The sequence below is a fragment of the Kitasatospora sp. MAA19 genome (assembly GCF_029894125.1).
Classification (GTDB): Bacteria; Actinomycetota; Actinomycetes; order Streptomycetales; family Streptomycetaceae; genus Kitasatospora.
In genome coordinates this window covers 85,702-106,152 of sequence record NZ_JARXYZ010000029.1, presented here as the reverse complement: position 1 = coordinate 106,152, position 20,451 = coordinate 85,702, and the positions used below count along the sequence as shown (strand labels likewise).

The 20,451-nt window shown below is 71.9% G+C and carries 18 protein-coding genes; 10 read left to right on the top strand and 8 right to left on the bottom strand.

Features of this window, described 5'->3' with window-relative positions; genetic code table 11:
• On the bottom strand, window positions 1–237 hold a 237-nt coding region (locus P3T27_RS31740; protein ID WP_280684697.1), incomplete at its 3' end, for a hypothetical protein.
• Window positions 238–361: 124 nt separating this feature from the next.
• Between P3T27_RS31740 and P3T27_RS31735 the strand changes: the two genes are divergently transcribed.
• Window positions 362–1,120 carry a DeoR/GlpR family DNA-binding transcription regulator gene (locus P3T27_RS31735; RefSeq protein ID WP_280684696.1) on the top strand — a complete coding sequence of 253 codons (759 nt, stop codon included), beginning with the start codon at window positions 362–364 and terminating at the stop codon, window positions 1,118–1,120.
• Window positions 1,121–1,726: 606 nt separating this feature from the next.
• Here P3T27_RS31735 and P3T27_RS31730 read toward each other — a convergent pair.
• A complete protein-coding gene (locus P3T27_RS31730) occupies window positions 1,727–2,698 on the bottom strand; it encodes an aminoglycoside phosphotransferase family protein (protein ID WP_280684695.1) in 972 nt (323 codons plus the stop codon).
• Between the two features lie 218 nt (window positions 2,699–2,916).
• Between P3T27_RS31730 and P3T27_RS31725 the strand changes: the two genes are divergently transcribed.
• Window positions 2,917–3,237, top strand: coding sequence for a hypothetical protein (locus tag P3T27_RS31725; RefSeq protein ID WP_280684694.1), 321 nt, complete (start codon window positions 2,917–2,919; stop codon window positions 3,235–3,237).
• A gap of 577 nt (window positions 3,238–3,814) precedes the next feature.
• On the opposite strand, the gene P3T27_RS31720 is transcribed toward P3T27_RS31725, so the two are convergent.
• From P3T27_RS31720 to P3T27_RS31705, 4 genes are all read right to left on the bottom strand, one after another.
• Window positions 3,815–4,534, bottom strand: coding sequence for an ATP-binding cassette domain-containing protein (locus P3T27_RS31720; protein WP_280684702.1), 720 nt, complete (start codon window positions 4,532–4,534; stop codon window positions 3,815–3,817).
• A 217-nt stretch (window positions 4,535–4,751) separates the two neighbouring features.
• Complete coding sequence (locus tag P3T27_RS31715; protein ID WP_280684693.1) at window positions 4,752–5,621, bottom strand: winged helix-turn-helix domain-containing protein; 870 nt, start codon at window positions 5,619–5,621, stop codon at window positions 4,752–4,754.
• Window positions 5,622–5,675: 54 nt separating this feature from the next.
• Window positions 5,676–6,305: a hypothetical protein gene (locus P3T27_RS31710; protein ID WP_280684692.1), complete on the bottom strand. Its 630-nt coding sequence runs from the start codon at window positions 6,303–6,305 to the stop codon at window positions 5,676–5,678.
• A gap of 713 nt (window positions 6,306–7,018) precedes the next feature.
• Window positions 7,019–7,438, bottom strand: a complete 420-nt coding sequence (locus tag P3T27_RS31705; protein ID WP_280684691.1) for a hypothetical protein — start codon at window positions 7,436–7,438, stop codon at window positions 7,019–7,021.
• 329 nt (window positions 7,439–7,767) lie between these two features.
• On the opposite strand from P3T27_RS31705, the gene leuC reads away from it, so the two are divergent.
• The 5 genes from leuC to P3T27_RS31680 are packed head-to-tail and all read left to right on the top strand — an operon-like array spanning window position 7,768 to window position 13,381.
• Complete coding sequence (gene leuC, locus P3T27_RS31700) at window positions 7,768–9,168, top strand: 3-isopropylmalate dehydratase large subunit (RefSeq protein ID WP_280684690.1); 1,401 nt, start codon at window positions 7,768–7,770, stop codon at window positions 9,166–9,168.
• Window positions 9,169–9,202: 34 nt separating this feature from the next.
• The gene (gene leuD, locus P3T27_RS31695) at window positions 9,203–9,832 is read left to right on the top strand and encodes a 3-isopropylmalate dehydratase small subunit (protein WP_280684689.1); all 630 of its coding nucleotides are present in this window, start codon (window positions 9,203–9,205) and stop codon (window positions 9,830–9,832) included.
• Window positions 9,829–11,028 carry a pyridoxal phosphate-dependent aminotransferase gene (locus P3T27_RS31690; RefSeq protein ID WP_280684688.1) on the top strand — a complete coding sequence of 400 codons (1,200 nt, stop codon included), beginning with the start codon at window positions 9,829–9,831 and terminating at the stop codon, window positions 11,026–11,028. Before leuD ends, P3T27_RS31690 begins: the two co-directional genes overlap by 4 nt.
• On the top strand, window positions 11,025–12,053 hold the full coding sequence (locus tag P3T27_RS31685; RefSeq protein ID WP_280684687.1) for a TauD/TfdA family dioxygenase: 1,029 nt from the start codon (window positions 11,025–11,027) through the stop codon (window positions 12,051–12,053). Before P3T27_RS31690 ends, P3T27_RS31685 begins: the two co-directional genes overlap by 4 nt.
• Window positions 12,050–13,381: an MFS transporter gene (locus tag P3T27_RS31680; RefSeq protein ID WP_280684686.1), complete on the top strand. Its 1,332-nt coding sequence runs from the start codon at window positions 12,050–12,052 to the stop codon at window positions 13,379–13,381. The genes P3T27_RS31685 and P3T27_RS31680 overlap by 4 nt, the downstream gene beginning before the upstream one ends.
• Before the next feature lie 64 nt (window positions 13,382–13,445).
• On the opposite strand, the gene P3T27_RS31675 is transcribed toward P3T27_RS31680, so the two are convergent.
• Together P3T27_RS31675 and P3T27_RS31670 are read right to left on the bottom strand one after the other, a co-directional pair.
• Window positions 13,446–14,090: a response regulator transcription factor gene (locus P3T27_RS31675; RefSeq protein WP_280684685.1), complete on the bottom strand. Its 645-nt coding sequence runs from the start codon at window positions 14,088–14,090 to the stop codon at window positions 13,446–13,448.
• Complete coding sequence (locus tag P3T27_RS31670) at window positions 14,078–15,370, bottom strand: sensor histidine kinase (RefSeq protein ID WP_280684684.1); 1,293 nt, start codon at window positions 15,368–15,370, stop codon at window positions 14,078–14,080. The genes P3T27_RS31675 and P3T27_RS31670 overlap by 13 nt, the downstream gene beginning before the upstream one ends.
• Window positions 15,371–15,644: 274 nt before the next feature.
• Here P3T27_RS31670 and P3T27_RS31665 point away from each other — a divergent pair, with 274 nt between their 5' ends.
• From P3T27_RS31665 to P3T27_RS31655, 3 genes are all read left to right on the top strand, one after another.
• Window positions 15,645–16,379 (top strand): ABC transporter ATP-binding protein, encoded by a 735-nt coding sequence (locus P3T27_RS31665; RefSeq protein WP_280684701.1) that lies wholly within the window; start codon window positions 15,645–15,647, stop codon window positions 16,377–16,379.
• Window positions 16,380–16,382: 3 nt separating this feature from the next.
• The gene (locus P3T27_RS31660) at window positions 16,383–18,953 is read left to right on the top strand and encodes an ABC transporter permease (protein ID WP_280684683.1); all 2,571 of its coding nucleotides are present in this window, start codon (window positions 16,383–16,385) and stop codon (window positions 18,951–18,953) included.
• Between the two features lie 160 nt (window positions 18,954–19,113).
• On the top strand, window positions 19,114–20,451 hold the full coding sequence (locus P3T27_RS31655; protein ID WP_348534162.1) for a serine hydrolase domain-containing protein: 1,338 nt from the start codon (window positions 19,114–19,116) through the stop codon (window positions 20,449–20,451).

Here is a 20,451-nt window from a genome sequence, read left to right as displayed (position 1 = left end):
TTCGCTCTCGCCGCCGAGGCCGGCGATGCGGTCGCCCTCGACGGCCAGGCGGTCGCCCTCGACGACGGCGCCGGGCAGGACCAGCCGGGCCCCGGCCAAGACGGTACGGTCCATGCCCACGGTGGTCGCCTCCAGGGACGGGACGGGCAGCACTGCGGTCGGCGATCCCGTCGTCGGGGCCTCGTGCTGTCCGAGGGGGTCGATGATCTCGACCAGAGTTGAGCATTGGTGCTGCATTCCAGTCAATATTGAGCACGCGAATTGATGGACTCGACGCCGCGCGAATCGTGGCGGCGCAGGTCGCAGGCGTCCCAAGGTCGCCGACGGCCCGCCGCGCAGGGGTGTCGTCTAAACTCCCCGCATGCTCAAAGCTGACCGTACGGCCCGGATCCTCGCGCACGTGACCGAGGAGGGCAGTGCCGATGTGCACGCGCTGGCCGGGCTGTTGGAGGTCTCGACCGCCACCATCCGGCGCGACCTCCAGGAGCTCCACGACCAGGGGCTGCTGCACCGTACGCGGGGCGGTGCGGTCACCGGCGCGGTCGGCCTGGAGCTGCCGCTGCGCCACCGGCGCGGGACGCGGCAGGCCGAGAAGCGGCGGATCGCCCTCGCCGCCGGGAGCCTGGTCCCGGACGGCGCCGTGGTCGGGCTGACCGGTGGCACGACGACCGGCGAACTGGCGAGGGTGCTCGCCGACCGCGGCGGGGTCACCATCGTGACCAATGCCGTCAACATCGCCGCCGATCTGATCGTCCGGCCCGAGATCCGCCTGGTCGTGGTCGGGGGCATCGCCAGGACGGCGAGTTACGAGCTGGTCGGACCGGCGGCCGAGCGGATGCTCTCGCAGTACCACCTGGACCTCGCCTTCATCGGCGTGGACGGCCTGACCGCGAGCGAGGGCTGCACCACGCACGACGAGATGGAGGCGACCACGGACCGGGCCTTCCTGCGCAGCGCGGCCCGATCCGTCGTCCTGGCGGACAGCAGCAAGGTGGGTCGGGTCACCTTCGCGGAGATCTGCCCGCTCCCGGACATCCACGAGCTCGTCACGGACGACCAGTTGACCGACGCCCAGGAGCAGGCCGTCACGGCCGCCGGCGTACGGGTCCTGCGGGCCTGAAGCGGCCACCAGTAGCCCGTCACCTCGACCTCGGACGGCCAGTCCGCCGGGCGCGGCACCACCAGCGGACTGAAGCCGTGGAAGACCGGCCGGATCTCCCCTGCCCGTACCTGCGACGCGGCGGCGGGCAGCCCGAGCCGGGTGCGCAGCCGCGTCAGGACCCCGTCCTGGAGCGCTCCGGCCCGGGCCGGCAGCGCCCGGCCTGCGGCGACGTTGCCCTCCGGTCCCAGGTCGTCGCCGTCCGGCAGACCGGGCAGCGGGAACTCCCGCGTGGCGAAGGCCGGTGCGAGGTAGGTGCCGATGACGGGGACGCCGACGGCCTCGCCGGCCGCCTGGCTGAGCGATGCGGGGCCGAGCGCGGTGAGCACCAGGTCGGTGCCGTCCACCACGGCCGCCACCACGCCGTCGGCGAGCCGGCCCGGGAACTCCGTCGTCGCCGCGCGCGCCTCCTCCGGCGACGCCGCCCGGGCCCTGGCGCGGATCAGTTCGTACGGGTCGCCCGGCAGCGGTGATGGGGATGCCCGAAATTCCCCAGGGTCTGCTCGATTCCCCACTTGGTTGAGCGATAAACGATGAGGTCGGGGCCGCGCCCCGGACCGCCTTGGCTCAGCCCAGCGCGTCCATCAGGGAGGTGACATAGGCATCCAGCCGCTCCTCCACGGCTCGTGTCGTCAGCTCGGTCCGTCCTGCCTCCCGCCACGGCTGCGCCACCCACTGCACTTCCTCCGAGAACGCCAGTGGCTCCCGCACCTGCCAGTACAGCCGCTCGTCCGCGGCCGCGGCCAGCATCCCGCCGGCCTCCTGGTACGCCTCGGTGAAGCGCAGGCCCCACGCCGGGCCGTGCAGCAGTGCGAGATTGGTGGAGCAGTGCGCCACGTCGAGGTCCGCCGGGCCCCAGGAGGCCGCCGCCCAGTCGACGACGCCGGCGATCCGGGCGCCGGCGGCACCGGCCGGGTCCTCGGGCGGCAGGTCAAACAGCACGTTGCCGGGCTGGAAGTCCCGGTGCAGGAACCGCCCTTCGTAGCGCGGCGCGGGCTTGCGGATCACGTCGATCGCGGCGGCCCAGACCGCGGCGTCGGCGCCCTCGGGGGTCACGACCGTGTCGGCGGTCGTCAGCGCCACGTACTCCCGGGGCCGGACGGCCGGCCGCACCGCGTGGACCGCCACGAGTTGACGGGCCAGCAGGGGCAGGCGCGTCTCCAGCCCCTCGTCGTCGAGGACCGTCCGGCCCGGCAGGTGGGTCATGAGGAGCGAGGGGTACTCGCAGTGCGCGGCGGTCGGATCGACGGCGACGAGTCCGGGAGCCGGCACGCCGGTGCCGGTGAGCGTGGTCAGGGCGTCGGCCTCCCTGTGCAGGAGGTCCTCGGCCGGCCCCTGCCGGGTCGGGTCGACGAAGGAGCGCAGCACCAGGTGCCGGGTGCCTCCGTCCCGCGTGCCGATGGTCAGCCTCCGCATGTCGGCGGTGGCGCCGCCGTGCAGCGCCTCGGCTCCGACGATCCGCTCGCCGGCCTCCAGGTGCCGGCTCACCCAGGCCAGTGTCAACGGTCGGACAGTCGCCGCCTCATCATGATTGGTCACCGTGCCACCTCATCATCCGGACGGCGGCACGCGCGAGCCCTTACGGGCCTGTCCGCAAGTCAGCGTGCAGGTGGTGGGTGGGGAAGTTGGGCGAGCAGGTCTGTCCGCACCCATAGCGAGGGGTGGGGAATTTCAAAGAGCCCTATCAGCGGCCGATAGCCGAGGCCACACCCACCGACGAGCGAGGCGAAGGGCGGGTGCGCGGCCACAGTGACCCGGTGGCCGACGTCCAGCAGGCGCCGTCCAAGGCCGGTGAAGGGTGCGACGTCCCCTCGCGAACCGGCGGTGACGATCAGAATCCGCATGTGATGATCCTCCTCGGCGAGTGCCGCCCCGGAGCACACCGGAGGGCGGGGATCGCCGAGGACGCTAACGGCTCCCGCGCGGTGGAGGTTCAACCGGCTCTGACGCACGACACGCAAGCGCACGGCACCCAAGGCGGGAACACGGTGGGCATCGGCGAACTGGCCGCACGCACCGGGCTGCCCGTGAAGACCATCCGCTACTACTTGGCTGCGGACCACCCGCCTGAGCCGTGAACCGTGATCTTCCTGCCGGCCCCCGAGAGATCAGTCCACGGCTGATCGTCGGTCACGCGCCGGGCCCCCCATCGAGCCGGGCAGCGGCCCGCACTGCAGCCGTACGCCGAGGAGGTGACCACCTTCCTCGCTCAGGACTACGGGATGGCGGACCGACTCCGAACCCGAACCCGGGGCCGGGCGCCGCCGACGCCGCCCGTCGCCGCGTCCGGCCCCGGGGCGCAGTGCTGCCGGGAGGGGAGGGGCGGTGTGCCGTCGGCCGGACGGAGGAGGTCCAGGACCGGCCGGGCCTGGTTCCTGAGCAGGTGGCCCGACGCCGGGAGGAGGACGACCTCTACGCGGGGCACGGGGCGTGAAGCGTGCGTCAGCCGGTCGGCCGGGTGCGCGGGCGACGGTCCGGGACGCGACGGCGCCGTGCACGGGAGGGCACGCGAGGGCCGGGGGACCGACGGGCTGGGGAGGTGCCGGGCCCCGCTCGACCGGGGCACTGCGTGACCGGGGCGCCGGGGAAGGGGGCCACGGGAAGGGGCGCCGGTGGGCGCCCGGGGAGAGGGCGCCGGGGAAGCCGGGGCGTGGATCAGGAGGCCGGGCCTCTTCGGAGGTGCTGGAGGCAGTCGGCGATCTCGGCGGGGGTGGAGGGGCCGAGAGCGTCGGCCAGGCGGCCGTGGCGCAGGAAGACGACGCTGTCGGCGCACGCGGCGGCTTCGGGGTCGGTGGTCACGAGGACCGCCGTGAGGTCGAGGGCGCGGACCGCGCGCCGGAGCGAGGCGCCGATGGCGCGGGCGAGTTCGGGGGAGTCGTCGTGTCCCGGGGTGTCGACCAGCAGCAGGCGTGGTGAGGCGGCCAGCAGCCGGGCCAGCATGGCGTTGTGCTGCTCGACCCGGCCCAGCTTCCGCAGCGGCCGCCGCCAGTGCCACAGTCGGGTGGCCCGACTGATCTGCCAGGCCTGGCGGCGGCCGAGTGCGGGAGTGCCGGGGTCGACGAATTCACGAACCGTCACATTCGGGTGAACGGGCTCGTGTTGACCCCAGAGTGCGCCGACGGCACCCCGTTCACTGTCGGCCCAATGGACCGTTCCGGTGGACGGGGTGGTGACGCCGGCCATGCACTCCAGGAGCGCCGTCGTGCTGGCGCGTTCGTCTCCCATGACGGCACAGAAGCGGCCTTTTCGAACACCGAGTGAGAACTCGCGCAGGACTGCCGTGGGGCCGTTCGTGCCCGGGTGGATTTTCGACACGTTTTCCAGCGTGACGGCACAGCTGGGGGCGGCTTCCCGCGCAGCTGATGCTCCTCCCATCATGAATCGGCTCCCAGGCTTCCGTAATTGATGCGTGCGGCGACAAGGCATCGTGCTTGCATGCCCTGAACCTACTCGCTCGTAATGGGTTTAGGCCATGCTGCCCGCATCCGTATGTATGGTGCACTTTCCTAGACCATCCGTGTCAGATCCGGATCGTGCGTAGCAATGTGTTGCCGGTTCGTTACTCCGAGAATCGTCGGTATAGGGCGAATTGTCAGACCAGTGGATCCCCACGGAGAAGCGCCCCGCCCAGGGGGGTCAGGGTGTGGTGGACTTTGTTGAGCGAGCGCAGGGTGGTGATGAGGCCGGCGGCCCGCAGGACCGCGGTGTGCTGGCTCGCCGCGGCGGTGGAGATGCCCACCAGCTCGCCGACCTCGGTGGTGGTGCAGGTGGTCGTCAGCACCTGCAGGACGGCCGCCCGGGTGCGGCCCAGCAGGGCCCCCAGGGCCTGCTCGCCGTCGGGTGCCGGATCCCAGAGGTTCTCCCGCTCGCGCGGGACGGGGATCGGGTAAAGCAGCAGTAAGGGCCGGTCGCCCTGCTGTTCGACCAGGATCGGCGACCGGGAGAACAGGAACAGTGACGGGGCGATCTCCAGGCCGGTCGACTCCAGCTTGATGTCGTGCCCCGTCCCGGGGACCTCCAGCACCGGGGGGCGCCAGCGGATCGCCGGGTGCAGCGTGCTGAGCAGTTGGTCGACGCCGCCGCTCATCATGATCTGGGCCCGGGCGTTCCGGTCCACTTCGAGCAGGGTGGAGACCTGGCTCCAGTACGGTTCCACCGCGATGCGATGGAATGTCTCCAGGTCGCGCAGAACCCGCGGGCGGAATTCGTTTCCGGATCCGGCCGCGGAGGAGTTTTCGAGGATTCGGTAGAGATCGGGGAAAGGGCGGACGGTGCGGGCGAGTTCGGCCAGCGCGCGGCCGTCCCGTTCACCCGCGACCCGTCGGCGCCAGGAATGGAAGACGGGGCCTCCGCCGCCCGTCGCGAAGGTTTCCAGGGCGCAGAGCGCCTCTCTCATCGGATCCAGGTGGGCGGCTGACGATACCTTGGCCAGGCTCGCCGGACTGAAGAATATGCGTCGCATTTCGGTGTTCCCCCTTGAAGGTGCCGACGCTGTCGTGATCGGAGGTGATCGGTCTCAGGCCGGCATCGCTGCCGCTTCGATCGCGTCCTCGGTCGTACAGGCCGGTCCGTCGGGGAGAATGGGATAGAAGAGTGTCGGTCCGTCGGCAATGGTGTGGTCGTCCACCAGGACCGGCGAATCGGGCGCCAGGAAGTAGGACGGCGCAATCGTCAGTCCGCATTCCTCCAGTTGTACGTCCTCGCTCTGTCCGGGTATCTCCAGGGAGCAGGTGGAGAGCCGGACGGCGGGGTGAAGGGTGCTCAGCAGGCCGCGGGCGCCGCAGTCATGGAGGATTTCCAGCCGCTTCTTGCGGTCGCTCTGAACCGTGAGGGAGATCACGTCCCAATGTGGGGCGACCACGATGCGGTAGAAGGACTCCAGGTCCCGGAGCAGACGCGTGTCCGCGTCGTCTCCGGTGCGGCGGGCGCGCCGGACCATGGCGTCCAGGTCGGGGAACGGGCGGATGGTTCGGGCGAGTTCGACGAGCCGTTGAGTGGACCCGAGGCGGTGGGCGGGGCCCAGCCGACGGGCCGGCCCGGCCGGACGGGTCTTATGCCATCGGAGTCGGCGTTTCGCCTGGCGGTGCCGGGAAGAGAGCAGATCCAGGGCGAAGAGTGATTCGCTGACCCAGTCAGGGGTCGGCATGATACGCGTTCTCAACAGGCTTGCCGATGTGAAGTGCAGACGTGGCACGAGTCCCCCAGAATGCCGTTGACGTATGCGGGTCGGGAGCCGGGGTCCACGGTGAGGTGGATGAGCGGACTTGCGTGACCGCAAGCTCGACATGGTCATGCCGGTTCCCGTACCGACTACGCTACGTCCCGCTTTAGGGGGGTGACAGTCGAGTCTTCGCCAGTTCGAAGGTGCAGTTCTCTGCACCTGATCCAGATAGCCTGCTCGACTCGGGTCTACCCGCGTCACTCGGGCCGGGTGGCCCGAGTGACGGGTGTGACGCGAGGGGCCAACGGGGTCGGAGTCACGCCGGACGTGGGTCCGCGCCCTCGGCCTACCTGCCAAGAGCGCGGAAGTTCCTCAGGTGCGGATTCGATCTGCTCGTCAGATCGTGATAAGCACGTTGATCAGAACGCCAACGGCGACCACCGCGAGGACGACCCAGGGCCACATCGGGCGTTCCTTAGTGGGCTTCCAGCCGGTCGAATCGGGCATGACTGCTCCTGGCTTGTATTGGTACGGGGAGATTTACGGCCGGGCCCCTCGGAAGACGGGGGACCCAACGAGGGGCCCGGCCAAGGGAATCGGTGGGGGAACTGTTAGTGCCCTGTTCACCGATTCCGGTCTGGGATCACCGTGGGCTCCATGGGAGCCTCAACGGTGACGCTGGTTCGGAAGCCCAGTCCTCACGGGTAGTCGTGGTGGTCGAGGCAGGTCTGGCGCAGTTCCTTGATGCGGTCGTTCTGCTCACCGATGTAACCCACCACGGTGCGCGCCGTACCCTTCTCCCGGATGTCGGCGTTGCGCATCTTCTCGGCGGTCGAGTGGATCGCATTGCGGAGCTTGTCGTCCCCGGCCTGCTTGGCCAGCCCGTCGAGCTCGTCGGCCCGGTCGCGCATCTTCTTGCGGGCCTCCTCCACGTTGTCCGGGAACGGATCGGTGAAGGTCTTGCCGAAGATCTTCGCGCACAGCTCGATCCGGTCGGCGGCCTTGGTGCTGACCTCACAGGCGGACGTTCCGGCGCCGACCAGGAGGACGGCGGCCAGGGTCAGCACGACCGTCCTGCTCCGCCGGCCTCCGGGCTCGGCCCCGCGGCTCCTCCGCATCGGGTACATGCTTCCTCCCTGGCTCCCGTGGGATCCGATGATCTGTCTGCCCGTCGTCCTGGCGTTGGTTCCGCCTTCGATGACTCCATCCTGAGGCCGGGCGAAGCCGATTTCATGGGGGCTTACTTCCGATCCGAGGTGCAGTTCTCTGCACCTTTCTTCGTGCACGTGATCGCCTGTCCTGGGCGTTTTCGCACCGGCTTAAAGACGTGGTGGGCGGTGGGCGGCGGCATGGAGGCTGAGATCCGTACGGCCGGACGGCAGGCGGTACCCGGCGTTCCGCCTCAGGGTCGTGGTGCACGGGTAGTGCAGGGGAGAAAGGGACGACGATGGGCCCAGCACGGACACTCGCGGAGAAGCTGTGGGAGCGCCACGTCGTGGCCGCCCGGCCCGGCGAACCGGACCTCCTCTACATCGACCTCCACCTGACCCACGAGGCCACCTCCCCGCAGGCCTTCGACGGGCTGCGGCTGGCCGGCCGCGCCGTCCGGCGCCCGGGGCTGACCCTGGCGCTGGAGGACCACAACGTCGCCACCACGGCGGACGCGGTGCTCGACCCGGTCAGCCTGGTCCAGTTGGAGACGCTGCGCCGCAACTGCGCCGACCAGGGCATCGAGCTCTACTCGGTCGGCCACCGGCGGCAGGGGATCGTGCACGTCGTCGGGCCCGAACTCGGCCTGGTGCAGCCCGGTATGACGATCGTCTGCGGCGACAGCCACACCGCCACCCACGGCGCCTTCGGCGCGCTCGCCTTCGGCATCGGCACCAGCGACGTGGAGCACGTCCTGGCCACCCAGTGCCTGGAGATCAGCCGGCCGCGCACGCTGGCCGTCGAGTTCACCGGCCAACTCCCCCCGGAGGTCGGGGCGAAGGAGCTGATCCTCGCGCTGATCGCCCGGATCGGGGCCAACGGGGCGCAGGGCCACCTCATCGAGTACCGGGGCGAGGCGGTGCGAGGGCTCTCCATGGAGGCCCGGATGACGCTCTGCAACATGAGCATCGAGGCCGGCGCCCGGGCCGGGATCGTCGCACCCGACGAGACCACCCTGGAGTACCTGCGCGGCCGTCCGCACGCCCCCACCGGGGCGGACTGGGACACCGCCGTCGCCGACTGGTCCACCCTGGCCACCGACCCCGGCGCGGTGTTCGACCGGACGGTGGTCCTCGACGTCGACGGGCTCACCCCGCTCGTCACCTGGGGCACCAACCCCGCCCAGACCGTGCCGCTGGCCGCCACCGTCCCCGACCCGCAGACCTTCGCCGACCCGCTCGAACTCGCGGCGGCCGAGCGGGCCCTGTCCTACATGGGGCTGCGGCCCGGGACCCCGATGCGGGACCTCGCGATCGACGTCGTCTTCCTCGGCTCCTGCACCAACGGCCGGATCGAGGACCTGCGGTCCGCGGCCGGGGTGCTGCGCGGCCGCACCGTCGCCGCCGGCACCCGGCTGCTGGTCGTCCCCGGCTCGATGCAGGTGCGGGCCGAGGCCGAGGCGGAGGGGCTGCACGAGGTCTTCCTGGACGCCGGCGCCGAGTGGCGCCTGCCCGGCTGCTCGATGTGCCTGGGCATGAACACCGACCGTCTCGAGGGTGTCGAGCGCTGCGCCTCCACCTCGAACCGCAACTTCGAAGGCCGTCAAGGGGCGCGGGCCCGCACCCACCTGGTGTCGCCCGCGGTCGCCGCCGCGACGGCGGTGGCCGGGCGGCTCGCGGCCCCCGCCGATCTGGCCTGACAGCCGGCCCGGCCGGAGAGAGGACGAGCTCAGTATGGAACCCTTCGTCGAACACCACGGTCGCGCGGTCGCCCTGCGCCGCGACGACGTCGACACCGACCAGATCCTGCCCGCCGAGTTCTGCAAGCGGGTCGTCAAGAGCGGCTACGAGGACGCGCTCTTCGCCCGCTGGCGCGCCGAGGACGGCTTCGTCCTGGAGCAGCCGCAGTACGCGGACGCCACGGTCCTGCTGGCCGGCCGGGACTTCGGCATCGGCAGCTCCCGCGAACACGCCGTCTGGGCGCTGCGCGACTGGGGCTTCCGCGCCGTCGTGGCCACCGGCTTCGGCGACATCTTCCGCCGCAACGCCCTCAACAACGGGCTCGTCCCGGTCGACCTGCCGACCCCCGTGGTCGAGGAGCTGATGGCCCTCGCGGAGTCCGCCGAGGGCCTGCGGGTCACCGTGGACCTGCGGGCGGGCCTGCTGCGCCGGCCCGGCGGCGAACACCCGTTCACGGTCGACGAACGGGCCCGGGCCCGGCTGCTCGAAGGGCAGGACGTGATCGCGGCGACCCTGCTCAGGAACGAGGACATCGAGGCGTACGAGGCGCGCCGCCCGGCCTGGCTGCCCGAGATCCCGCGCGGCGCCTTCGACCGGACCGAGCGAAGCGAGGTGGGCGCATGAGTGCGACCACGCACCGTGACACCCCGGCCCGCCGCGCCCTGGGCGCCGAGCGGGTGGGCGGGATGCCCGGCGGCGGGCTGGCCTCGCTGCTCCTGGAGGGCCTGCCCCCGGGCACGGTCGACCTCGCGGTCGGCACTCCGGCCTACCCCGACACGCCGCCGGAGCTGGTCGAGGCGGCGGTGGCCGCGCTGCGCGCCGGCATCCACCAGTACCAGGACCCGGCCGGGGTGCCGCTGCTGCGCGAGCGGATCGCCGCCGGTCTGCCCGGCGCCCCGGACCCGGGCAGCGAGATCACCGTCACCGTCGGCGGCAGCGAGGGCCTGGGCGTCGCCCTGCTCTCCCTCGTCGACCCCGGTGACGAGGTGATCGTGTTCGAGCCCTTCTACGAGAACTTCCTCAGCGCCATCGCCCTCACCGGCGCGCGCCCGCGCCCCGTCCGGCTGCGGGCGCCCGACTGGAGCGTCGACCCGGACGAGCTGGCCGCGGCCTTCGGACCGCGCACCCGCGCCGTCATCGTGAACAGCCCGGCCAACCCCACCGGCGTCATCCTGGAGCGCGCCACCCTCGACCTGCTCGCCGAGCTCTGCGGCCGCTGGAACGCCGTGGTGATCTCGGACGAGGTGTACGCCGGGTACGTCTACGAGCCGGCCGGCTACCGCTCGGTGACCGAGATCGAGGGCCTGGCCGACCGGTCCGTGGTGATCGGCAGCCTCTCCAAGAGCCACGCGATCAGCGGCTGGCGGCTCGGCTTCCTCCGCGCGGCGCCGGAGCTCACCGCCCTGCTGCGCAAGGTGCACGTGGCCACCACCGGCGGCGCGGCGGCCGCGCTCCAGCACGCCGCGGCCAATGCGGACCTGCTGCTGCCGGAGCGCTGGGACCACGCGGAGGGGATGCGCGAGCGGCGCGACCGCACCGTGGACCTGCTGCGGGACGCCGGCTTCGACTTCACCCGCCCGGCCGGCGGCTGCTACGTCCTGGCCCGGATCGACGGGCTGACCGACGAGCCCAGCCCGCGGTTCGTCCGCACGCTGCTCGCCGAGACCGGTGTGCTGGTGGCGCCGGGCACCTCGTTCTTCGTCGACCCGGCCGATGGCGAGCGCTACGTCCGGATCGCCTTCAACCGTCCACTCCACACCCTCGACACCGCTGCCGAGCGGCTTCGCGCCCGCAGCCCGCAGAAGGGAGTCACTCCGTGACAACCGCCATCAGCATCTCGACCGAAGCGCGGCACGACGGGTTGGTCCTCGGGATCTCCGCCGAGACCGGGGGGAACAGGCTGGTCGACCTCGGCAAGGAGCAGGGGGCGTTCATCCGCGAGCGGATCACCGAGCACGGCGCGGTGGTGCTCAGCGGCTTCGACTGGCAGGAATGGCCGGAGCTGGACACCTTCGTGAACGCCGTGGTCGGCCGGCCGCTCGACTACACCGAGCGCTCCTCGCCGCGGACCGAGCTGCACCCCGGGGTGTTCACGGCCACCGACCACCCGGCGACCGAGGAGATCTTCCTCCACACCGAGCAGTCGTACAACCTGAACGTCCCGCGCTACCTGTTCTTCTTCTGCCGCCAGGAGTCGCCGGACGGCGGTGCCAGCCTGCTGGCCGACTGCCGCGCCCTGTACGGCGGGCTGCCCCAGGAGACCGCCGAGCGCTTCGAGCGCGAGGGGTACCTGCTCGTCCGCAACTTCCGCCCCGGCCTCGGCCTCTCCTGGCAGGAGGCGTTCGGCACCAGCGACCCGGACGAGGTCCAGGCCTACTGTGACGCCAACAACATCGAGCTGGAGTGGCTGGAACGCAACCACCTGCGGACCCGCCAGCTGCGCTGGGCCGTCGCGACCCACCCGGAGACCGGCGTCCGCTCCTGGTTCAACCACATGACCTTCTTCCACGCCCGCACCCTGCGCGAGGACGTCGCCGACTTCCTGCTGGAGGAGTACGGCCCGTGGGGGATGCCCACCAACACCTTCTACGCGGACGGCAGCGAGATCCCGGACGAGGTGGTCCGGCAGCTCCAGGCCGCGTACCGGGCGCAGCAGATCGACGTCAACGTGCACACCGGTGAGGTCCTGATCGTGGACAACATCAGCGTGGCGCACGGGCGGGCCCCCTTCGTCCCGCCGCGGGACCTGTTCGTCAGCATGGCCGGGGCGCACGCGTGGTCCGAGCTGCGCCCGGTGGAGCGGGTGTCGGCGCCGGCGGTGGCGTTGCCGACCGCGCCGCAGTGACCTCGGGCAGCACGACGGCCGACACCGCCGTGGCCGCCGAGCCGGGCCCGCCGCCGCTGTCCCGCAACCGCGAGTACAACGTGTTGTGGACCGCGAACGTGGTCTCCCAACTGGGGGCGCAGGGCACGCTGATCGCGTACCCGCTGCTGGTGCTCGGGCTCGGCGGCAGCGCTTTCGAGGCCTCGCTGGCCGAGTTCGCCATCGCCGGCTCGCGGGCGCTCGCCGCGCTGCCCGCGGGCGCGCTGGCCGACCGGGTCAGCCGCAAGGCGCTGATGCTGGTCTCGGAGTTCGGGCGGGCCGCGGCGCTGGGCCTGCTCGCGCTCCTGGTGGCGCTCGGCCACGCGCCGCTGGCGGTGATCCTGGTGGTGGCGGTCGTCGAAGGGGTGTGCACCTCCCTGTTCGGCACCGCCGACCAGGCGCTGCTGCCCAGCGTCGTGCCGTCCTCGCAACTCGCCGACGCCGTCACCCGCAACACCGCCCGCTACTACCTGGCGACCATCGTGGGCCCGGGAATCGGTGGATTCCTGTACGGCCTCCAGCGGTTGCTGCCCTTCCTCACCCAGGCGATCACCTCCGCGATCGCCTTCGTCACGCTGCTGTTCCTGCGGCCGCCGGCGGCGCCGCGACCGGGGGACGGCGGCGCGGCCGGGGCGGGCGGGGCCGAGGCGTCCGCGGCCGGCGACGGCCCGGCCGAGAGCACGCTGCAGGCGATGGCGTCGGGGTTGCGCTGGCTGCGCGGCAACCCGGCGGTGCGGGCCACCGTGCTGCTCGGCACCGCCTTCAACCTGGTGTTCAGTGGCCTGCTGATCACCGTGGTGGTGATGGCCCAGCAGGACGGCCGGCCCGGCGCCGAGATCGGCGCCATCGGCGCCCTGGTCGGCGGCGGCGGGGTGCTCGGCGCGCTGTCGGCCGGGCGGCTGCGCCGGTCGCTGACGCCGTACACGGCGCTGATGGTGCTGACCTGGGCCACCGCCGTGCTGGTGCCGCTGCTCGCGGTGGTGCCGACCGGCTGGCCCTGCGGGCTGGTGCTGGGGGCCGCCGCGTTCCTCGCGCCGACCGCCACCGCGTTGGTGGCGGGCCATCAGATGATGGTCACGCCGGACGCCATGCGCGGCCGGCTGGCCGGCCTGATCGGGGTCTCGATGGGCGCCGCCGCGGCGCTCGGCCCGCTGCTCTGCGGGCTGCTGCTGGAGACCGTGCACACGGTGCCCACCGTTCTGAGCTGTGCGGCGGCGTTCCTGCTGATCGCACTGGGCGTGGCCGTCACCCCCGCGGTGCGCGCCTTCCCCGCCCTGCCCGACAACCGGGGGGACCAGACCGGGAGTTGAGGCGGCGGGCACGAGGAAGGGGCGGCGCCGGACCGGCGCCGCCCCTTCCGGTGTGTCCGACCGCTCAGGCCCGCAGGTAGGTGAGTACGGCGAGCACCCGGCGGTGGCCGCTGTCCGGCGTCGGCATGTTCAGCTTGGCGAAGATGTTGCCGATGTGCTTGTTCACCGAACTCTCCGCGATGAACAGCATCTCGGCGATGGTGCCGTTGTTGCGTCCCTCCGCCATCAGCGCCAGGACCTCGCGCTCGCGCTGGGTCAGCGAGGACAGCGGGTCGTCGCCGGCCCGACGGACCATCAACTGCGAGATGACCTCCGGGTCCATCGCCGTGCCGCCGTCGGCGACCCGCTCCAGGGCGTGCAGGAACTCCTCGGCGCGCCCCACCCGGTCCTTCAGCAGGTAGCCGACCCCGGAGGCGCTCTGCGCGAGCAACTCCGTGGCGTACGCCCGCTCGACGTACTGCGAGAGCACCAGGACGGGCAGGTTGGGCATCTGCTTGCGGGCCTCGACCACGGCCCGCAGGCCCTCGTCGCGGAACGTCGGCGGCAGCCGGACGTCCACCACGGCGACGTCCGGGCGGTGTTCGAGCAGCGCGGGCAGCAGGTCGTCGCCGTTGTCCACGGTCGCGCAGACCTCGTGCCCCTCGCTGTTCAGCAGCAGGACCAGCCCCTCGCGGAGCAGGGCGTTGTCTTCGGCGATCAGGATCCGCATGGAATCTCCACCTTCAGTACGGTCGGGCCCCCGGGCGGGCTGAACAGCTCGGTGGTCCCGTCGAAGGCGGCGACCCGCCGCCGGAGTCCGAGGATGCCGCTTCCGGATCCCTCGGTGGCGCCGCCCTTGCCGTCGTCCTCGACCCGGATCGAGATCGCGTCCGAGGCGATGCGCAGCCACACCAGCGCGCTGCGCGCACCGCTGTGCTTGGTGATGTTGGTGAGCGCCTCGGAGATCACGAAGTAGGCCGCGGCCTCGGCCGCCGCGGGCGCGCGCGGCGCCGCGCCGGTCGACTCGTCGATGTCTATCCGGGTCGGGACCCCGCAGAGCGCGGTGAGCGCCCGGACGGCGTCGGTCAGGCCGCGGTCGGCGAGCACCGGCGGGTAGATGCCGCGCACCAGGTGGCGCAGCGACTCCAGGGCCTGCTCGGCGAGGTGCTGGGCCGCGTCCACCATCTCCGGTACCTGCTCGGGCCGTTGGCCGAGCGCCCGCTTGATCATGCCGAGCCGCAGCGAGACCGCCACGATGCCGGCCTGCGCCCCGTCGTGCAGGTCGCGTTCGATCCGGCGCAGTTCGGCGTCGTGCGCGTCCAGCGCCTCGGCACGGGTCACCGACAGTTCGCGGACGCGCTGCGCGAGCGCGACCCGGGGACGGGCGGTCAGCAGCCACCGGGACATCCTGGCGTGCACGAGGGCGAGCCCCCGCATCGCGGCCATCGCCACCACGGCGTAGCCGACGCCGATGAACACCGCGAGGAAGGACTTCGGCCACGAGTCGACGTTCATCAGGATGATCGAGTTGCGCTCGCCGGACGCGAGTTTCCACCACACCGGTGCGGACAGCCAGTTGAAGGCGTTGCCGCAGATGCTCAGGGCGAAGATGCACAGGGCCGAGCCGACGACGCCGTGGGTGACCAGCCAGAGCAGGTCCTTGCGGATCGCGGGGTCGCGCAGGGAGGGCTTGCGGGGGCCGGTGCGGCCGGGCTCCAGGTCGCGGTAGGGGGTGCGGACCTCGGTCTCCAGCAGCCGCCCCACCCGCCGGCGGTGGACCTCCGCGTACCTGCGCAGCACGCGAAGGGTCCGGGGCAGCAGCAGGAAGCCCGTCCCGACCAGGCAGAGCGCGAAGACGACGGCGATCAGGTAGAACAGCAGCAGCCCGGCGAGTCCGGTCACGAGGCAGAGCAGGACGTAGCCCGCGGCCGGAGGGAAACGCACGACGGTCTGGCGGACCCACTGCTCGGGCTGTAACCGTCGTAACTCGGCCACACTGGGGGCGCGCACGGCTCCTAAAACCCTCCGAGTCGTCATCCCGATCACCCTACCACCGCCCCAAATGCAGCGGTGGGTGGCACTTTTCTGCACCATCGAGTCTCCAGTTCGCGCCCTGGTTCCGCACCCGCTCCAGCACCTACCTTCGTGAACGTCAAGTAGTGCGTGCGAGTGGTGGAGGCCGGAAGTGAGCAGAAAGGGACGCGGAGCGCGGACGGAGGAGATCCAGAGCGCGGCCGCGGAGGAGGAGTACGCGACTCCGCCGCGGCCGGACGGCAGTGCCGCTCTGGACGCTCACTGGGTCGTCCGCCTCGACGGGGTCCGGAAGACGTACGGCAAGGGCGCCGGGGCCGTGCACGCGCTGCGCGATCTGTCCCTGGCCTTCGCCCGGGGCACCTTCACCGCGGTGATGGGCCCCTCCGGAGCGGGCAAGAGCACCTTCCTGCACTGTGCCGCCGGGCTGGACCGCCCGGACGCCGGTTCGGTGGTGCTGGGCGGTACGGAGCTGGCGCAGCTCAGCGAGGTCGACCTGACCATCATGCGCCGGGAGCGGGTCGGCTTCATCTTCCAGGCGTACAACCTGATGGCGGCGTTGACCGTCGCGGACAACATCACCCTGCCGCTGATGCTCGCCGGCCGCCAGCCGGACAACCAGTGGCTGCAGCAGGTCGTGACGCAGGTGGGGCTGGCCGACCGGATGAGCCACCGGCCCTCCGAGCTGTCCGGCGGCCAGCAGCAGCGGGTGGCCATCGCCCGTGCGCTGGCGGCGCGGCCGGAGGTGGTCTTCGCGGACGAGCCGACCGGGGCGCTGGACACCCGCACCGCCAAGCAGGTGCTGACGCTGCTGCGCGAGGTCGTGGACTCCCTCGGGCAGACCGTGATCATGGTGACCCACGACCCGATCGCGGCCTCCTACGCGCACCGCGTGGTGTTCCTCGCGGACGGGCGCTACGCGGAGGAGATGACGCACCCCACGCCGGACCGGGTGGCCGAGCGCATGACCCGGCTGGGGGAGTGGTGAGGCGTGTTCAGGCTCGTCGTACAGACCGTCAAGGAGCGTAAGGCCGGGTTCGTCGGGGCGTTCGTCGCCCTGTTCGGCGCGTCCGTGCTCGTCACGGCCTTTGGCATCATCCTGCAGTCCGGCATCGGCAACGGGGTGCCGGTCCAGCGCTACGCCAGCGCTGCGGTCGTGGTCGGCGGTCAGAAGCACTTCACGGTCCACGAGGCCAAGAAGAGCAAGTCCAAGGACCTCAAGGACGCCGTCGGCGTCCCCATCGACCTGGTCGACAAGGTCGCCCGCACCGAGGGCGTCGACAAGGCCGTCCCGGTGCTCACCTTCCCCGCGCAGGTCGTCTCGAAGGACGGCGAGAGCCTGGTCAAGGGCGCCGACGACCGGACCTCGAACGGCACCAACTGGGGCGCGGCCGCGCTCGGCCCGTACGACCGCAACGGCGACGAGCCCAAGCGCTCCGGCGAGGTGGTGCTGGAGAAGTCCGTCGCCGCCCACGCCAAGGTGAAGGTGGGCGACAGCGTCAAGATCGCCTCCACCCGGGACGCCAGCTCGTACAAGGTCGTCGGCATCGTGACCTACAAGGGCGACGGCGGGGCGCTGCGCACCCCGCCGGTGTTCTTCTCCGACGACGAGGCGCGCACCCTGTTCGGCCGCACCGACCAGGTCAGCGCCATCGGGGTGCTGGCGCCCAAGGGCACCAACGCCGGCAAGCTCGGCGACCGGATCGACAAGGCGCTCAAGGGCTCGCTGATCGACGTCTACACCGGTGACGGGCGCAGCAGCGTCGAGAACCCGGACGTCGCCTCGGCCCGGGGCAGCCTGAAGGAACTGGCGGGCTCGCTCGGCGGCACCGTCGTGCTGATCACCATGATGGTGGTGGGCAGCACGCTGGCGCTCAGCGTGCACCAGCGGCGGCGCGAGCTGGCGCTGCTGCGCGCGGTCGGGGCCACGCCCAAGCAGATCCACAAGATGATCTCGGGCGAGGCCCTGGTGATCTCGCTGGTGGCCTCGATCCTGGGCTGCTTCCCCGGCATGCTGGCCGCCGGGATGCTGCGCGGGGCGCTGGGCGCCATCGGCATCCTGCCGGACGACTTCGAGTTCTCCTACGGCCCGATCCCGGCGATCGCGGCGGTCGGCATCGGCGTGATCGCCGCGCAGGTGGCGGCGTTCGCGGTGGCCCGCCGGGTGGTGTCGATCCGGCCGGTGGAGGCGCTCAGCGAGGCCCAGACCGAGCAGCCGGGCATCGGCGGGGCGCGGGTGGCGATCGGGATCCTGCTGTTCGTCCTCGGCTTCGGCGCGTCGTTGCTGCCGCTGTTCTTCGGCAGCATCTTCGCGGTGGCCGCGGCCGGCAGCGGCGGGCTGATCATGGTGATCGCGATCCTCATGCTGGCCCCGCCGGTGGTGGCGAGGGCGACCAGGCTGATGGCCGCGCCCTTCCAGCGGCGGTTCGGCACCCTCGGGTTCCTGGCCGTGGCCAACACCCGGGCCAACGCCCGGCGGCTGGCCGCCGGCATCGGCCCGCTGATCCTGGCGATCGGCTTCGCCTCGGTGCAGCTGTTCATCCCGACCACCACCTCGGGTGCGGCCGAGGCGCAGGCCCAGGCCGGCGTCCTCGCCGACTACACGGTGACCAGCGAGTCCGGCGGACTGCCGGTGAGCGCGCCGAAGTTCATCCAGGGCCTGGACGGGATCGACGCCGCGGCCGGGACGGTGCGGGTCGACCTGTTCGCCTCGACGAAGATGCTCGGCTCGCCGGAGATCTTCGACTACAAGGCGCAGGGGCTGACCACGGGCAACCTGAGCCGGGTCGTCGACCTGGGCGTCACCGCGGGCTCCCTGGACGACCTGTCCGCGGACACGGTGGCGATCAGCAGCGGGGCCTCGGCCACGCTCGGCGCCGGCGTCGGCGGCGCGATCAAGGTGCACATGCCCGACGGGCAGACGCTGGAGCCGAAGGTGATCGCCGTCTACCAGCGCGGCCTGGGCTTCGGTGACGTCACGCTGTCCTACGACACCGTGCTCCAGCACAGCTCGCGCCGGATGTACGACTCCGTGCTGGTCCGGGCCAAGGACGGCGCGGACAAGAAGAAGGTGATCGCCGAGCTCACCGGGCTCAACGACCGCTACCCCGGGGTGCAGGTCCGGGACAAGGGCGGGCTGTCCGCCGCCCAGGAGAAGGCGGGCACGGCCAACCTGTTCGGCAGCGCGCTGCCGCTGATCCTGGTCTTCGGGTACATCGCGGTGGCCGTCGCCAACACCCTGGTGATGACCACCCTGTCCAGAGCACGGGAGTTCGCGCTGCTCCGGCTGGTGGGCGCGACCCCCGAGCAGGTCATGCGGATGATGCGCACCGAGACGCTCATGCTGATCCTGATCGCGGTGGTGGTCGGCAGTCTGGTGCCGATCGTGCCGCTGATGACGGTGAGCATGGGCCTGACCGGGTCCCTGGTTCCGCACATTCCGCCGCTGCTGTACCTGGCGATCGTGGCGGCGACCTCGGCCCTGGCGGCGGCGGCCGTTCTGGTGCCGACCAAGCTCGCCCTGCGCGCCCGCCCGGTGGAGGCCATCGGGCTGCGCGAGTAGTCCTGCCCGACCCTTTGCAACACCGACCCGCCGATGGGGTCCGCGACCGCGGACCCCATCGGCGTTTTCGGGTTTCCGGGCAGGTCGAGCGGCATGTCGCAGTGCGGCAACCAGGGTCATTCGGCTGCCGCTTAACGACCCTGACCGCCCCCGCCGCCCGGTGTTAGCCTGCATTCACCAGAGCAAATTCCCCTTTTGTGTAATCCCCGTACCGACGAGCCGTGGACGGAACGCGGCCGAACGGGGCTGTCGTGCTGCGCCTTTTTCGGATTCCGGTGAATGCGGTGGGTGGGTTTTAGTGAATTCACAGTCATGGCGTGAAAAGGCCGGGCGGCTCGCGCGTGAACACGGTGTGCCGTCCCTGCGGTGCGCCTTCTACGACGCCGGCGAACTCCACGTCGCCGAGGTGGGGGCGGAGCCCGGGCCGGCGCCCGCCGCGCCGTTCGCCTCGCTCACCAAGCTCTTCACCGCGACGCTGGTCATGCAGCTGGCCTTCGACGGCGACCTCGACCTGGACCGACCGGTCGGCGAGTACCTGACCGAACCACCCTTCTCCGGGCTCGAACTGACGACCCGCCACCTGCTCAGCCACTCCTCCGGGATGATCTGCGACGGCCCCGGCGACGGCGGGCTGCGGGCCGCCGTCGCGGCCGGCCCGTTGTTCGCCCCCGGCACCGCGTTCTCGTACTCCAACGCCGGGTTCGCGCTGGCCGGGAAGGTCATCGAGGCCGCCGCCGGGGCGAGTTGGCGCACCGCCGTGGCGGACTTCCTGCTCCGGCCGCTGGGCGTCGAGCCGGCCTTCCTGGCGGCCGACGCGATCCCGCGCGACCTCGCCCCCGCCACCGCGATCGCCGGCACGGTCACCGACCTGGTCGCGTTCGCCCGGCTCCACCTGGCCGACCGCGACGCCGCGCACGCCCTCCTGCTCGACCAGGAGGCCGTCCGGGAGATGGCCGAACCGCCCTTCGACACCCTGCCGTTCGGCCTGGCCGACGGCTGGGGCCACGGCTGGGCCCGGTACGGCAACGGCGCCGACCGCTGGCTCGGCCTCGACGGCGTGGGCGCGGGCGCCACCTGCCACCTGCGGATCCAGCCGGAGCGCGGCACCGTCGTCGCCCTGCAGGCCGACTCCCTGGGCGGCCTCGCCGCCTGGCAGGACCTGCTGGCACAGCTCCGGGCCGAGGGCGTGGACGTCGCCGGTTACGCCCCGGGCCCCGCCGCCGGCGCCGAGCAGGACCTGCCCGACTGCGCCGGGCGGTGGGCCAACGGCGAGACGGTGTACCGGATCCACTCCGGCGCCGACGTCCCCGGCGCCACCGTCCTGGTCGACGACGACGGGACGGAGTACGACCTGACCGGCCGAGGCGGGCGATTCTTCGCCGCCCGGCACCCGCGGCTGCCCGAGGTGGAGCACCTCGGCCGCTTCCTGCTCGACCCGGAGACCGGGCGCGCGGACCACATGCAGTTCGGCGGACGCGTCCTGCGACGCGTCGCCTGA

Excerpts from the sequence above, each read along its gene's own strand:
- P3T27_RS31735 (WP_280684696.1), top strand. The coding sequence starts at position 362 with ATGCTCAAAGCTGACCGTACGGCCCGGATCCTCGCGCACGTGACCGAG.
- P3T27_RS31720 (WP_280684702.1), bottom strand. The coding sequence starts at position 4,534 with ATGGGAGGAGCATCAGCTGCGCGGGAAGCCGCCCCCAGCTGTGCCGTC.
- P3T27_RS31715 (WP_280684693.1), bottom strand. The coding sequence starts at position 5,621 with ATGCGACGCATATTCTTCAGTCCGGCGAGCCTGGCCAAGGTATCGTCA.
- P3T27_RS31710 (WP_280684692.1), bottom strand. The coding sequence starts at position 6,305 with ATGCCGACCCCTGACTGGGTCAGCGAATCACTCTTCGCCCTGGATCTG.
- P3T27_RS31705 (WP_280684691.1), bottom strand. The coding sequence starts at position 7,438 with ATGCGGAGGAGCCGCGGGGCCGAGCCCGGAGGCCGGCGGAGCAGGACG.
- leuC (WP_280684690.1), top strand. The coding sequence starts at position 7,768 with ATGGGCCCAGCACGGACACTCGCGGAGAAGCTGTGGGAGCGCCACGTC.
- leuD (WP_280684689.1), top strand. The coding sequence starts at position 9,203 with ATGGAACCCTTCGTCGAACACCACGGTCGCGCGGTCGCCCTGCGCCGC.
- P3T27_RS31690 (WP_280684688.1), top strand. The coding sequence starts at position 9,829 with ATGAGTGCGACCACGCACCGTGACACCCCGGCCCGCCGCGCCCTGGGC.
- P3T27_RS31675 (WP_280684685.1), bottom strand. The coding sequence starts at position 14,090 with ATGCGGATCCTGATCGCCGAAGACAACGCCCTGCTCCGCGAGGGGCTG.